General features: G+C 62.2%; 10 protein-coding genes. 6 read left to right on the top strand and 4 right to left on the bottom strand.

The window, feature by feature from the left end; genetic code table 11:
• Window positions 1-59 precede the first annotated feature (59 nt).
• The 3 genes from ACXZ1E_RS13930 to rfbB are packed head-to-tail and all read left to right on the top strand — an operon-like array spanning window position 60 to window position 2,557.
• A complete protein-coding gene (locus ACXZ1E_RS13930) occupies window positions 60-647 on the top strand; it encodes a dTDP-4-dehydrorhamnose 3,5-epimerase family protein (RefSeq protein WP_458041054.1) in 588 nt (195 codons plus the stop codon).
• Window positions 648-687: 40 nt separating this feature from the next.
• The gene (rfbA, locus tag ACXZ1E_RS13925; protein WP_458041053.1) at window positions 688-1,557 is read left to right on the top strand and encodes a glucose-1-phosphate thymidylyltransferase RfbA; all 870 of its coding nucleotides are present in this window, start codon (window positions 688-690) and stop codon (window positions 1,555-1,557) included.
• A 1-nt stretch (window position 1,558) separates the two neighbouring features.
• Window positions 1,559-2,557 carry a dTDP-glucose 4,6-dehydratase gene (rfbB, locus tag ACXZ1E_RS13920; protein ID WP_458041052.1) on the top strand — a complete coding sequence of 333 codons (999 nt, stop codon included), beginning with the start codon at window positions 1,559-1,561 and terminating at the stop codon, window positions 2,555-2,557.
• 51 nt (window positions 2,558-2,608) lie between these two features.
• Here the strand turns inward: rfbB and ACXZ1E_RS13915 are convergent, their stop codons facing one another.
• The 3 genes from ACXZ1E_RS13915 to ACXZ1E_RS13905 all read right to left on the bottom strand — a co-directional run bounded on the left by ACXZ1E_RS13915 (window position 2,609) and on the right by ACXZ1E_RS13905 (window position 7,496).
• The gene (locus ACXZ1E_RS13915; protein WP_458041051.1) at window positions 2,609-4,831 is read right to left on the bottom strand and encodes an LGFP repeat-containing protein; all 2,223 of its coding nucleotides are present in this window, start codon (window positions 4,829-4,831) and stop codon (window positions 2,609-2,611) included.
• 80 nt (window positions 4,832-4,911) lie between these two features.
• Window positions 4,912-5,796, bottom strand: a complete 885-nt coding sequence (locus tag ACXZ1E_RS13910) for a glycosyltransferase family 2 protein (RefSeq protein WP_458041050.1) — start codon at window positions 5,794-5,796, stop codon at window positions 4,912-4,914.
• Between the two features lie 11 nt (window positions 5,797-5,807).
• The gene (locus tag ACXZ1E_RS13905; protein ID WP_458041049.1) at window positions 5,808-7,496 is read right to left on the bottom strand and encodes a glycosyltransferase; all 1,689 of its coding nucleotides are present in this window, start codon (window positions 7,494-7,496) and stop codon (window positions 5,808-5,810) included.
• 187 nt (window positions 7,497-7,683) lie between these two features.
• On the opposite strand from ACXZ1E_RS13905, the gene ACXZ1E_RS13900 reads away from it, so the two are divergent.
• Together ACXZ1E_RS13900 and ACXZ1E_RS13895 are read left to right on the top strand one after the other, a co-directional pair.
• Window positions 7,684-8,550, top strand: a complete 867-nt coding sequence (locus ACXZ1E_RS13900; protein ID WP_458041048.1) for an ABC transporter permease — start codon at window positions 7,684-7,686, stop codon at window positions 8,548-8,550.
• A gap of 22 nt (window positions 8,551-8,572) precedes the next feature.
• A complete protein-coding gene (locus ACXZ1E_RS13895) occupies window positions 8,573-9,277 on the top strand; it encodes an ABC transporter ATP-binding protein (RefSeq protein WP_458351971.1) in 705 nt (234 codons plus the stop codon).
• A 10-nt stretch (window positions 9,278-9,287) separates the two neighbouring features.
• Here ACXZ1E_RS13895 and ACXZ1E_RS13890 read toward each other — a convergent pair whose 3' ends face one another.
• Entirely contained in the window at window positions 9,288-10,400 is a 1,113-nt protein-coding gene (locus tag ACXZ1E_RS13890) for a glycosyltransferase (protein ID WP_458041047.1), read from the bottom strand.
• A gap of 143 nt (window positions 10,401-10,543) precedes the next feature.
• Here ACXZ1E_RS13890 and ACXZ1E_RS13885 point away from each other — a divergent pair, with 143 nt between their 5' ends.
• Window positions 10,544-12,325: a DUF4012 domain-containing protein gene (locus ACXZ1E_RS13885; protein ID WP_458041046.1), complete on the top strand. Its 1,782-nt coding sequence runs from the start codon at window positions 10,544-10,546 to the stop codon at window positions 12,323-12,325.
• The last annotated feature ends 135 nt before the right edge of the window (window positions 12,326-12,460 follow it).

Here is a 12,460-nt window from a genome sequence, read left to right as displayed (position 1 = left end):
GCGGAGCGTTCGCACTGCGGTTCTCTCGTCCTATCGCACCCGCTGATAGGCTCGAATCCATGCGTGTACGCCCTCTTGCAATCCCCGGCAGCTTCGAGTTCACCCCCCGACAGTTTGATGACAATCGCGGCTCGTTCGCCGAGTGGTATCGGTTCGAGCCTGTCGAAGAGGCCGTCGGCCACAAGCTCGATCTCCGGCAAGCCAATATCTCGCGTTCAGCCAAGGGCGTCCTGCGCGGCATCCACTACGTTGACCTCCCCGGACAGGGCAAGTACGTCACGTGCGCGTACGGAGCGGTGCTGGACTTCGTCGTAGACATTCGGGTCGGCTCTCCGACCTTCGGGCAATGGGACACCGTGCTGCTGGACGACAAGGATCGGCGAGCAATCTACATTGCCGAAGGGCTCGGTCATGCCTATGTCTCGCTCGAGGAGAACTCGATCGTGACGTATCTCTGCTCGAATGTGTATGACGCGGCGACCGAAGGCGCCATCCAACCTCAGGACACGACGATCGGCCTGACATTCCCCAGCGAACTGGGCCAGCCGATACTCTCCGACAAGGACATCATCGCGCCATCGCTCCAAGAGCTTCAGGACGCTGGAAAGTTGCCTACCTGGGAAGATTCTCGCGGCTACTTCCGTTGAAGCCCCCCTCCGTAGTGATCCAACAAGAGAGGAAGGCGCCATGAAGGGCATCATCCTGGCCGGAGGATCCGGCACGAGACTGCATCCCATCACTCTGGGCGTTTCTAAACAACTCGTTCCGGTGTACGACAAGCCGATGATCTACTACCCGCTGTCAACGTTGATCAACGCCGGCATCTCGGACATCCTCATCATCACGACTCCTCAGGACACCGACCAATTTCGACGACTGCTCGGAGACGGATCCCAGTTCGGCATCAACTTGAGCTATGCGGTTCAGCCGAGCCCAGACGGTTTGGCTCAAGCGTTCATCCTGGGCGCAGACTTTATCGGGCAAGACACCGTCGCGCTTGCCCTCGGAGACAACATCCTTTATGGACCCGGACTCGGTCAGCAGTTGCGGCGATTCAAGGACCTGACCGGAGGCGCGATATTCGCCTACTGGGTCGCCGATCCGACTGCCTATGGGGTCGTGGAGTTCGATTCTGAAGGCAACGCAGTGTCGATGGAGGAAAAGCCCGCCGTCCCTCGCAGCAACTACGCGGTGCCCGGCCTCTACTTCTACGACAACGAGGTCATCAGCATCGCGCGGGATCTCGCCCCCTCGCCGCGGGGTGAGCTAGAGATTACGGACATCAATCTCGAGTATCTGCGGCGAGGCTCGCTGCGGGTCGAAGTGCTCCCGCGTGGCACCGCTTGGCTGGACACAGGGACCTTCGATTCGATGACAGACGCCGCGGAATTCGTGCGCACCATGGAGCGGCGCACAGGGCAGAAGATCGGGTCTCCTGAAGAAGTCGCCTGGCGTCGAGGCTTCCTGACAGACGATCAGTTGCGTTCGCACGCCGAGACCCTTCGAAAGTCCGGCTACGGACAGTACTTCACAACTCTTCTCGAGCAGGGACGCTGATATGCGACGGCTCCTCGTCACCGGTGGTGCAGGATTCATCGGTTCGAACTTCGTGCACTATGTCATGGAGCACACAGATGACCACGTGACTGTTCTGGACAAACTCACCTATGCAGGAAACCTCGCCTCGCTCACCGGGCTACCGGAGCGTCGGCTGACCTTCGTCCAGGGCGACATCGCAGACGCGGCTCTCGTTGACAAGCTGTTTGCCCAGGTCGACTCGGTCGTGCATTACGCGGCCGAATCCCACAACGACAATTCGCTGAACGACCCCCGCCCATTTCTCGACACGAACATCGTCGGGACGTACACGCTCCTCGAGGCGGCACGTCGCCATGACCGCCGCTTCCACCATATTTCGACCGACGAGGTCTATGGCGATCTCGAGCTCGACGACCCACAACGCTTCACCGAAGCGACTCCCTACAATCCCTCCAGCCCATATTCTTCAACCAAGGCTGGCAGCGACCTCCTCGTGCGCGCGTGGGTGCGCTCGTTCGGGGTGCGAGCGACTATCTCGAACTGCAGCAATAACTACGGCCCCTACCAGCACGTGGAAAAGTTCATCCCGCGTCAGATCACGAACGTCATTCGCGGAATCAGGCCGAAACTTTACGGCGCCGGCGAGAACGTGCGTGACTGGATCCACGCCGATGACCATTCCTCAGCCGTCCTCCGCATTCTCGATGGTGGCGAGATCGGCGAGACATACCTCATCGGCGCTGACGGCGAGATGGACAATCGATCCGTCGTGAGACTGATCCTCGAGATGATGGGCCAGCCAGCAGACGCGTTCGACCATGTGACGGATCGTGCGGGTCACGACATGCGGTACGCGATCGACTCTGCGAAACTGCGCGATGAGCTCGGGTGGGCACCACGTTTTGCCGACTTCACGGCAGGTCTTGCCGCCACCATTGACTGGTATCGCGCGAATGAGGCGTGGTGGGCTGCGACAAAAGACGGCGTCGAGTCGTTCTACGCCTCGAAAGGTCAGTAGAACGCCGCGGTTCGCTCCGGGTATTCGCCCCCGAGCGAACCGCGGCCCTCTTCAACGCTGGGTAATAGCGCCTGTGGGCTGGTCCCAGACCAAGCTGCCGCGCTCGAAGCTGATCGAACAGCCTCCGACCACGCATGCTTCGCCGCCGGTCGGCCACCCGAGAACGCTACCTGTCCCACCCATGCCGACATAGGTCGACCACAGGCCGCTGTTGGTACGAAGGGAAGCGACAGGTCCACCCGCCTTGACGTAAACCTGGCCATTACGGAAACGCTGGGTCCACCCTCCTCCGTTGTCGGCGGTCGCCACCATGGCGGCGATGGGCGCGCCATGCCAGGAATTCACCCCGCCAGCGGTGAGCCACAGTTGCGCGATCGCGCCGCTGACGTCTCTAACCAATGACGAGCTCTTCTCCCAGGCGATCGCACCGCCCGCAAAAACTGTCCAGCAGCCGGCTGCACCACACGTCTCTGTACTTTCCGGCCATCCGAATGGCCCCGCCAGGCCACCTGACTGGATGAACCGCTGCGTGATGCTGCTTGAGGTTCGAAGCGCCGCGACTTTTCCTGCGGTCGACACGTACATCGAACCGCCGCTGAAGGACTGCACGGTTCCTCCCCCCGCAGTGGAGGTCTGCACCGGCGAGGCGGTGGGGACACCGAGCCCGCGCATCCCGCCGGACGCGGTCCACGCAGTCGCCACCGATTGCGTGAGATCCACGATCCCGAGTTTGGACGCCCACACGGAGATTCCAGCGTCGAAGGTGGTGGCGCACCCGTCAGCCGTACACTCTTCGCTGGCCACGGGCCACCCGAGCGCACTTGTAGGACCGCCGAGCGAGTTGTACCGCTGAGTGATCCCGCTATTGGCGCGAAGTGTCACCGTAGGACCGGCGCTCTTCACGAATATCTTCGCGCGAACGAAAGTTTGGTGCCACCCAGGGCTTGAGGTGTTGACCGTGGACATCGAGGTCGTCGGGGCACCGATCGGATTGTTGACACCGCCGCCCGCAAGCCAAGCCGAGTTGATCGCACCATATAGCGGGTAGACGCTACCGGTCTCGTTACTCCACGCCATACTTCCTCCTTGGAAGGCAGTACGGCATCCATACGCGCCACAGTCTTCTCCCCCGACCGGCCAGCCGAGAGCGTGCGCCGGACCTCCGGATGACAGGTAGACCTGCGTGATTAGACTGCCTGACCTCAAGATGATGTACGCACCCGTTCGCGGAACGAAGATTACGCCGTTGCGGAACTGCTGGTACCAGCCGCTGCCCGAGGCTCCGGTGTACACCATGTCGCTCGTCGGCATGCCCATCCAGCCGGCACTACCGCCCTGTGTATTCCAGATGTCAGCGATCCGCCCGCTGACATTGAGCCGCGTATTCCCGAACCAGTCAACGTAGTACTGGTAAAAATTGCGGTTTCCGTAGGACGAGCATCCGTCACCGGTTCCGTAGCCGGCGCGAAGCGCCGCGGGGTTCGGCTGATAGGGCGTGTAATTGTAGAGTGCCGCCGTCGCGTAGTTGCTCACGAGCACGTTCGTCCCGCCACACGCAGTGTTCGGGTGATAACCGATGAAGTGCGTCCCGGGCTGACGCGAGAATGCACCTGCTTTGTATGTCTTGAGCTGGGTCGTGCCCGCGATAATCTGTGGGCCCACGCCTGCATACGCAGGGTCGCAGGGCGACGTGTCGGGGCAGAACGCACCCATCGCTGCCCGCAAGTTCCAGTCAGAAGGTGCTCTGCTCGTTACGAGTCCTTGCTCCTTCTGAAGCGTGACGAGGATGACCTTCGCTGATATCCCACACGCTACCTGGGCTCGGTAAATCACCTCAGCCACACGCATCGTCCCGCCGGTGATCGGCGCACACACGGTGTTGCCCGTGCGTGCCGATACCACTGCGCCGCGCGACGTGAACCCTGCCGAAATCACGTTCAAGCACTTGCCGTTACTACACGCGCCGATTAGGCGGTCCAGAAATGCTTGGATTTCGGCGGTGGTCATTGCAGCCGAATCGTAAAAAAGTGCATCGCTGATGATGTCCGATGGGGAAAACTCCGCCAAGTTGGCTGTGCGGACCTGACTGTCGGGCAGGCTCGAGACGCTGTTAACAATCGTCGAAGACCGATCCTCCGAAACAGCGCGACCGGACTGCTCCGAAGCTTGGGCAACGCCCGGCACGAGGACCAACGCTGCCACGATTGCGGCTACCCAAACCTTGGACGCCCGCGAACGGGAACGGTCGTCAATGAAGGTGAGCCTGTTACGCATGTGCCTATTGTGACTCAATCACCGGCCGAATGCGGGCATTGGGCTCATCAGGCACGGCGTCCCCCTCTACCGCGGTGCTGTCAGGCCGACGCGGACTCTGGGTACCTCAGCGGAGGATTGAAAGCCACGCCACCCATCCACTTGCGCATCAGCGACAGGCGCAGCCGCCAGGGGACACGACCGCGGTGCAGACTGACGAACAAACGCGCACCAAACTCGAGGAAGTAGACGAGACCCTTGTGGTGGAGCAGGAACGAGGACTCGTTGCGGACTCCGTACTTGAATTTCCACAGGCTCTTGGCGTCGACCATCGCGAAGTTGACACCGCGGTTGTCGCCCATATCGTGCACGACAACGCTATCGAGTACCTGAACTCCGGGGCAGCGCTGAGTCAATCGAAGGGTGTACTCGCGGTCATCAAACCAGATGAAGTACTCCGCGTAAGGAAGACCGTACTCGGCCAACACCCATCGAGGAATGAGGACGGATACAAATGAGCAGGCGGTCACCATGACGTTTTGCTGTTGCTTGACCAGCAATCGCCCCCAATCCCAGGTCGGAACCGGATTATTCATTTCACAGATAGCTCCGTCCGTGAACTCGACCACGGAACATGCGAAGGGAACATCCCCACCTAGCTCGTCCACCGCCTCTCCGAAGCCGCGCACGAGTGCTGCCAAAGCGCCGGCCCGGGGATAGCAGTCGTCGTCCATGATCCAGACAAAATCGGCGCCGGTTGCGTAGCCGCGCGACATCCCCGCGGAGAAGCCGCCCGCACCACCCGTGTTCTCGGACATCGTCACGATCTCAAGCGGCACCACTGTGTTGAGATCGGCGAGGTACTGCGCTGTGCCGTCGGTCGAAGCATTGTCGATCACAAGGAGAGTCGATACGACATGAGTCTGCGCTTCGATGGACTCGACGACCTTCTTTAACTTCTCAAGTCGATTGAAGGTGACGACCACCGCTGCCACTGTCACCATGAGCTGACCTCCCGTTCAAACCATGAACTCGCGGACTCGTGTGCCAGCAGTTCTCGCTCAGCAGCGCGTTCGACCAGCCAAAGGTCCGCTCGCAGCTTTTCGTTCTCCGCGAGCTCGAGTACCTTGTCGGCCGACTCGATGACGGCACGGTGCACGTTGGACGAAACGAGAGCGTGATGCGGCAGGAGATCCGATTGCGCACCGACATCGGTCGAGATAACGGGCACACCGTGTGCGATGGCCTCGAGGGTCGTCAGAGTCAGACCCTCATTGTGTGAAGTGACCACAAGCAAATGGGACTCGTCGAGAGTTCGCCCGACGGGTACCGTCGAGTCGCGGCGCACGACTACGTCGGACAGCCCGTAGGACTTGATGAGATCATCGACCCAACCGGAGAGGTCTCCATCGCCGTGCATGATGAACTTCACTCCGCTCTCGCGACGCCGGACCCGCTGTGCCATTGCGGCAAAAACCTCCGGAGCCTTCTGTCGTGTCATACGGCCGATAAACGCGACTGTCAGCGGTTCACCCGCTGGCCGCGGGCGTAAGGAAGAATCCGCTAGATCTACGGTGAGCCCGGCAAGAGGGGCCATAACCACTTTTCTTGCATCAATCCCCTGTGTCGCGACCATCCACTTCTCGAGCGAGGGCGAGATGACGTGATGAGTAGTAATCGCAGTTTCGACCAGCGCACTACTGACGGGATAGCCACCACCACGGCGCTCGACGATGTGGGTGGAATCGACCACCGGAATGCCGGGGCGCGATTCCGTGATCCAATGCAGACGGTCGTACAGCCACTGATTGTGATGCACCACCACTCCGCGTATGTCAAAGGACCGCAATATCGCGCGCAGAAGTTCTTCCACGCCCGGAGTCTGCGATGTCACAGTGGGTTCCGAGAAGGGAATGAGCAGACAACCCTCTAACTCGTCCCGTGCCGCCCATGCCTGATGCGAGTCACGGTTGGTGAGAACGATAGGCAGGAACCCGGCATCGCGCGCGATACGAACACTCTCGAGGGCCCAACGTTCGGCGCCGCCCAGCTCCAGCCAATGAAGCCCGAAGAGCACAGCTCTGGGCGCGCCGTCAACCGCCCGCGGGGCGAGCACGATTTCACTGTCGGAGTGGGAGCCTCCCGGAAGGAACTCGATCTGGTACTCCCGTCTGGGAGCAGCCGAAACTGTGGGGCGGCGGTGGCGGAGCAGCTCGAGGTCTCTGATCTCGTCGTAGACGAGTGGTGCGCGGGTTCGAACCTGGCGGGCGAACCGACGCAAAAGGTCTCGCGGCACGCCACGCGGCGGGTCGAAGGAAAGCACCTCGTCGCGCGAGATTCGTAGGTGCCGACGCGGAGAGCTGGTCAACACGCCCGAGCGCGCCTCCGCTTGTATCGGGGTGCGCTCCTCTGCCGACACGTGGCTTCGGACGGCGAACGAATGTATGCGGGAGCGGAACGCTCGGTTGTACCCGGAAAAGGTTGTGTCGTCGGTTGTGCGCGGCAGAGACGAGTGATCGCCATCGTACAAATGCACCTCAAATCGTGCTCCCGGCGCCATCAGCGCGTGAAAATTCAGTGCACCAACCAGCAGTCGACGCTCACGACTCGACAGACCTCGCAAAGAATCGTCGGCTTCAACTATTTCGAAAAGAGCAGGCTGGCCGAGCACGACGTCAGGGGTCACGATGGAGGCAGAATCCTTCGAAAAGATGGCGTGGGTTCACGCGGTGCGGAAGCTCCAGGAGTCTATCAGCGTCCCTGTGGCATACCTTGAGCGACTGAACCGTCGGCCCACCGGCTCCACAGCCGCGGCAAAGATAGGATGGTTCAGCCCGCGCCTCGGGCGCCCTCCCACGCAAATAAGGAAGTCGATGCCCCTTTCGACGCCCGCGACGCCCTCCCTCGAGGAACCTGGTCGGAATCTCGGTCTGGTTGACGTATTTCGCCGCCGCTACCTGTTGTCGCTGATCGTCAGCAAGGAAGTCCAGATCCGCTACCGCGGCTCGATCTTGGGTTGGGTCTGGTCCTACGTCAAACCGCTCGTCCAGTTCGTCGTCTTCTATGTGGCGATCGGTGTCTTCCTCGGGATGAACGACAACGTCGAGTTCTTCCCGATCTACTTACTGGCTGGAATCACGATCGTCACCTTCTTTAGTGAAGCGTTCGCGAACGGCACCAGGTCGCTGGTTGACAATGCAGCCCTGATCAAAAAGATCTACCTACCCCGCGAGATGTTTCCGATATCCAGCATGCTGATCGCTGCGGTCAATACGTTGCCGCAGATTGTGGTGGTCATCGTCATCTCCCTGTTCTTTGGCTGGGCACCATCTGCCGCTCATATCGGCGCGATCCTCCTGGCGCTCGTCATTGTCGCCCTGCTTGCAAGCGGCCTCGGTCTACTTTTCGGCGCTGTGAACGTCTCGTTTCGCGACGCTCAGGCCCTCGTCGACATCATCGTCATGTTCGCCGTCTGGGCCTCGCCGGTGATGTATCAGTGGCAGATGGTGCAGGAGAAAGTACCCGAGTGGTTGTTTGTCCTCTATCGCCTCAACCCGCTCACGCCAGCCGTTGAGCTCATGCACTACGGGATCTGGTTTCCGCTCGAGCCACGAAACGCGGCGCTTCTTCCCGGGTTGTGGACTTATTCAGGCTCCGCGCTACTGATTGGTCTCGCGCTCATCATGATCGGCCAACTCGTCTTCCGTCGCTTGGAGGGTCGTTTTGCACAAGACCTCTGACCCTTCAAAGCTGCCGCGCATCGTGGTGGATGACGTACATAAGGACTTCAAGCTCCGGCACACCCACTCGATGAAGGAGACGTTCCTCGCGGCGATCAGACGGAAACCGATCACAACGGAATTCCACGCCCTTGACGGAGTGTCTTTCTCAATCGGTGAGGGCGAGGCTGTCGCTCTCCTCGGCTTTAACGGCTCCGGCAAGTCCACCATGCTCAAGTTGATCTCGGGAGTTCTGACACCAGACTCCGGCAAGGTCCTGACCCGCGGGCGAGTGGCAGGACTCATCGAGGTCGGCGCGGGCTTCCATCCCGACCTCTCCGGCAGAGAAAACATCTTCCTCAACGCCGCTATTCTCGGGATGGAGCGTAAGGAGATCGAGAGACGCTACGACGAGATCGTCGCCTTCAGCGAGATCGAGCAGTTCATCGACACAGAGGTCAAGCACTACTCGTCCGGGATGTTTCTTCGGCTCGCGTTTTCTGTCGCCATCCACACGGAAGTAGATGTGCTGCTGATCGACGAAATCCTCTCCGTGGGCGATGAGCCCTTCCAGAAGAAGTGCCTAGCCCGGATCCGGGAGCTGCACGCGCAAGGCAAGACCCTGGTCGTCGTGAGTCACGATCTCGGCATGGTGTCGAAACTGTGTGAGCGGGGCGTCCTCCTGCGTGATGGTGGAGTCGCTTTCGATGGGCCGAGCACGGAAGCTGTTGCGCTGATGCGGGCCTAACGCGTCACGATCACAACTCGGCGTGGAGTTGCCACACCCGTTCGGCCGTATCGCGCCACGAGAAAGCCCGCGACCGATCAGCCGAGAGGACGCGCAGCCGTTTCGCAAAGCCGGCATCGTCAATCAGGCGCCGCAGAGCCTCGGCGATCCCATCCGCATCGTCAATGGCCGTGAAGTATGCACCATCGGCCAGCAGCTCCTCGTTCTGCGGGGTCTTCGCGGTAATAATTGGGGCTCCGACAGCGAGTCCCTCGATCACCCGCCAGGGAAACACAAAAGCCGTCGAAGCCGAGACCACCGCGAGAGCGCCAGACAAAACAGCGGCGCGATCGGATGCATCGACCCTACTGAGGACGTGAACTCGCCGTTCGGGAATACCGCTCGCCTGCGCGAGATCTCCGATCCGGGTCACATCGTCGTGCTCGTCGCCGATAAACACCACGTCGAGCGCGAGATCCGCGGCAGCGCGCAGAGCGGGCGTCAGCCCCGCGGGATCCGTCGTGCGTCCGAGAGCTACCACGTACCGGTCGGGCAGCCCCAAGGTTCGCACACGACCTGGCGCATCCGTCGGCGTCGCGAAGGCGTCGGGTGCAGCACCGGCGATCACACGGACTCGGCCGCGGAGCGAGGCGATCTCCCCGAGTTCGGCGGCCATCGCGTGCGTGGGAACGACGACAGCATCGGCGAACCTCGCTGCGCGACGGAGCATCGCTCGGTGCCACGCGACCGAGCCGCGATCGAGGCGCTCCGGCGCGGTCCACGGCTCGAGGCTCCACACAGTGACCACCGTTTGATCGTGATCGTGGGCACGATCGTGGCGAACCAGAGGCGCCATTAGCGTCGGCGAGTGGATCATTCCGCCCGCTGCGCCGAGCGAGACACCCGCAGCCCAAGCAGCAGCGAGCTGACGGCGACGGACGGTCGCACTCCACACCCCGGCAAGGCCGTCCAGCGCTGCGTACTGTCCTTGATCGGGGCCGTTCGCCGGGAGGATGCCCGCTACGTCGCACCCGGCAGGCGCGGTCTCGGTAAGCGCGGCTAAGAGACTCGTGGATGCGGAGCCGAGGTCGCTCGACGTCGGCGCGATCGCCTGGTCGAGCACTACTCGGAGCCTCGCTGTCACTCTTTTGACCCTACCCGCGTGACCTGGCGTCCACCTGTGACACGCTCGCGCTGCTCGCCTCCGGCGCGGTCGCGCATGCCCGACTCCACAGCCCGATACAACCGTGAACAAATTCCCTGCGTCGGAATGCTTGAATGAGGCCCGTGCCTGAAACCCACCACCACAACCGCCAGGGACGCCGCCGAGTCTGGCTGATCTCACTCGGTATCGCGCTTTTCGTGCTACTGGCGGCCGCCCTCTGGCTCGGCACGCGCGTCCTTGTCGCCCGCGACGGCCTCGAGTCCGCGGCCGAAACCGCCTCGACGATCCCCGATCTGGTGCAGAGCGGGGACGCGGCCGGAGCCGTCTCAGCGGCACGGGACTTCGAGACGGATGCCGACGCCGCCCGGGCCGCGACATCCGATCCCGTGTGGCGGGTCGCCGAATGGCTGCCCTGGCTCGGATCGGACCTGACCGCCGTCCGCGGCATGAGCGAAGTCGCCGCCGATCTCGCGTCCGCCGCTGTTCTTCCCCTCGCCGAGACTCTCGGCAGAATCGACATCTCATCTCTCGGCTTCGCGGATGGGCGCATCGATGTGGCTCCGCTCGCCGGAGCATCGCCGGATCTGGCCGCCGCCAACACCGCCCTGCAGCATGCCGTGGAGCGCGTCAACGCGTTACCCGAGCCGACGCTCCCAATCGTTGCGGGTGCCCTCGAGCGGCTACAGGATGCCACGGCCGAGGCGGCAGCGGTTATCGACGGGCTGGACCGCGCCGCTGCGGTACTCCCGGCGATGATCGGAACGGACGGTCCGCGCACCTACCTGCTGCTCGTGCTCAACAATGCTGAAGCGCGGTCCCTCGGCGGGATCGCCGGTGCCGGGGCAGTCCTGCGGTTCGACGACGGGCGCATCACGATCGAGCGGCAGTTCTCGTCACGCGATTTCGAACGCGCCGAAGAGCCCGTCATCGATCTGTCGCCCGGCACGATTTCCCTCTTCGAGGACCTTCCGGGCCGCTTCATCCAGAACACCGCGAGCTCGCTCGACTTCACCGAGACCGCGTCGGCCGCCGCCGCCCTGTGGGAGCACACCAGCGGGCAGCGGGTCGATGGCGTCATAGCGATCGATGCCGTCAGCATCTCGTACCTTCTTAAGGCGACGGGCCCGGTGCAGGCGGGACCGTTTTCGCTGAGCGCCGCCAACGCGGTCGATACCCTGCTGTCGACCGCGTACGCGCAGATTCTCGACACGACCATGCAGGACGAGGCGTTCGCACTGGTTGCACGGGCGGTCTTTGAGGCTCTCGCGGCCGGTGAAGCCGACCCGAGCATCCTGCTGGGAGCTCTCGGACGGTCAATGGACGAGCAACGTCTGCACGTCTGGAGTTCCCATGCCGAGGAACAGGCTCGCATCGATGGCACCCCCCTGGCGACGATGCTTCCGCCGGATTCGGATACGACGCGCATCGGAATCTTCGCCAACGACGTCACGGGCGCGAAACTCGACTACTACGCAACGCCCTCTACCCTTGTCGAACTGGACTCATGCACCGACGCCCCCCGCGTGACCGTCACGGTCGACTGGACGAACACCATCCCCGCGGACGCCGCTTCGACCCTCCCGAAGTACGTCCTCGGCCCCGAACTGATGGTTCCGACGTTCGGAGATACCCTCACCCGCATAGCGGTGGCAGGGCCGGATGACTGGCTCGCGACGGACTATTCGATTGACGGCGAGCAAGGGGGCGTCCAGGCAGCGCAGTACGGCAATCGCACCGTGCTGCAGCACGAGTTCGTCACTACACCCGGCGGTTCACACCGCATCGTCGTCAAGTTCACCGCGCCCGAGGGCACGACTCTCGAAGACCTCCCGATAAAGGTCGTATCGACTCCGCTCGTGCATGCGAACGAGGTAGAAATCGCGCACGCGAAGTGCACCGATTGATGTAGGGTGTGAAACGTCAGCTGGGGTAGTTGACATCAATTGGGGAAGTCTTCGCAGGACACCTTCGGGTCGTCCGCGATACGTGCATCGAATGCTGGGGAGCAGCGGTGTACGCATACTTCGCGTGAACACTGG

The sequence above is a fragment of the Pacificispira sp. HM-600 genome (genome assembly GCF_977993705.1).
The sequence above is the reverse complement of the archived record's forward strand: the minus strand, read 5'-3'. Positions and strand labels throughout refer to the sequence as shown.

Excerpts from the sequence above, each read along its gene's own strand:
- rfbA (WP_458041053.1), top strand. The coding sequence starts at position 688 with ATGAAGGGCATCATCCTGGCCGGAGGATCCGGCACGAGACTGCATCCC.
- ACXZ1E_RS13900 (WP_458041048.1), top strand. The coding sequence starts at position 7,684 with ATGCCCCTTTCGACGCCCGCGACGCCCTCCCTCGAGGAACCTGGTCGG.
- ACXZ1E_RS13930 (WP_458041054.1), top strand. The coding sequence starts at position 60 with ATGCGTGTACGCCCTCTTGCAATCCCCGGCAGCTTCGAGTTCACCCCC.
- ACXZ1E_RS13915 (WP_458041051.1), bottom strand. The coding sequence starts at position 4,831 with ATGCGTAACAGGCTCACCTTCATTGACGACCGTTCCCGTTCGCGGGCG.
- rfbB (WP_458041052.1), top strand. The coding sequence starts at position 1,559 with ATGCGACGGCTCCTCGTCACCGGTGGTGCAGGATTCATCGGTTCGAAC.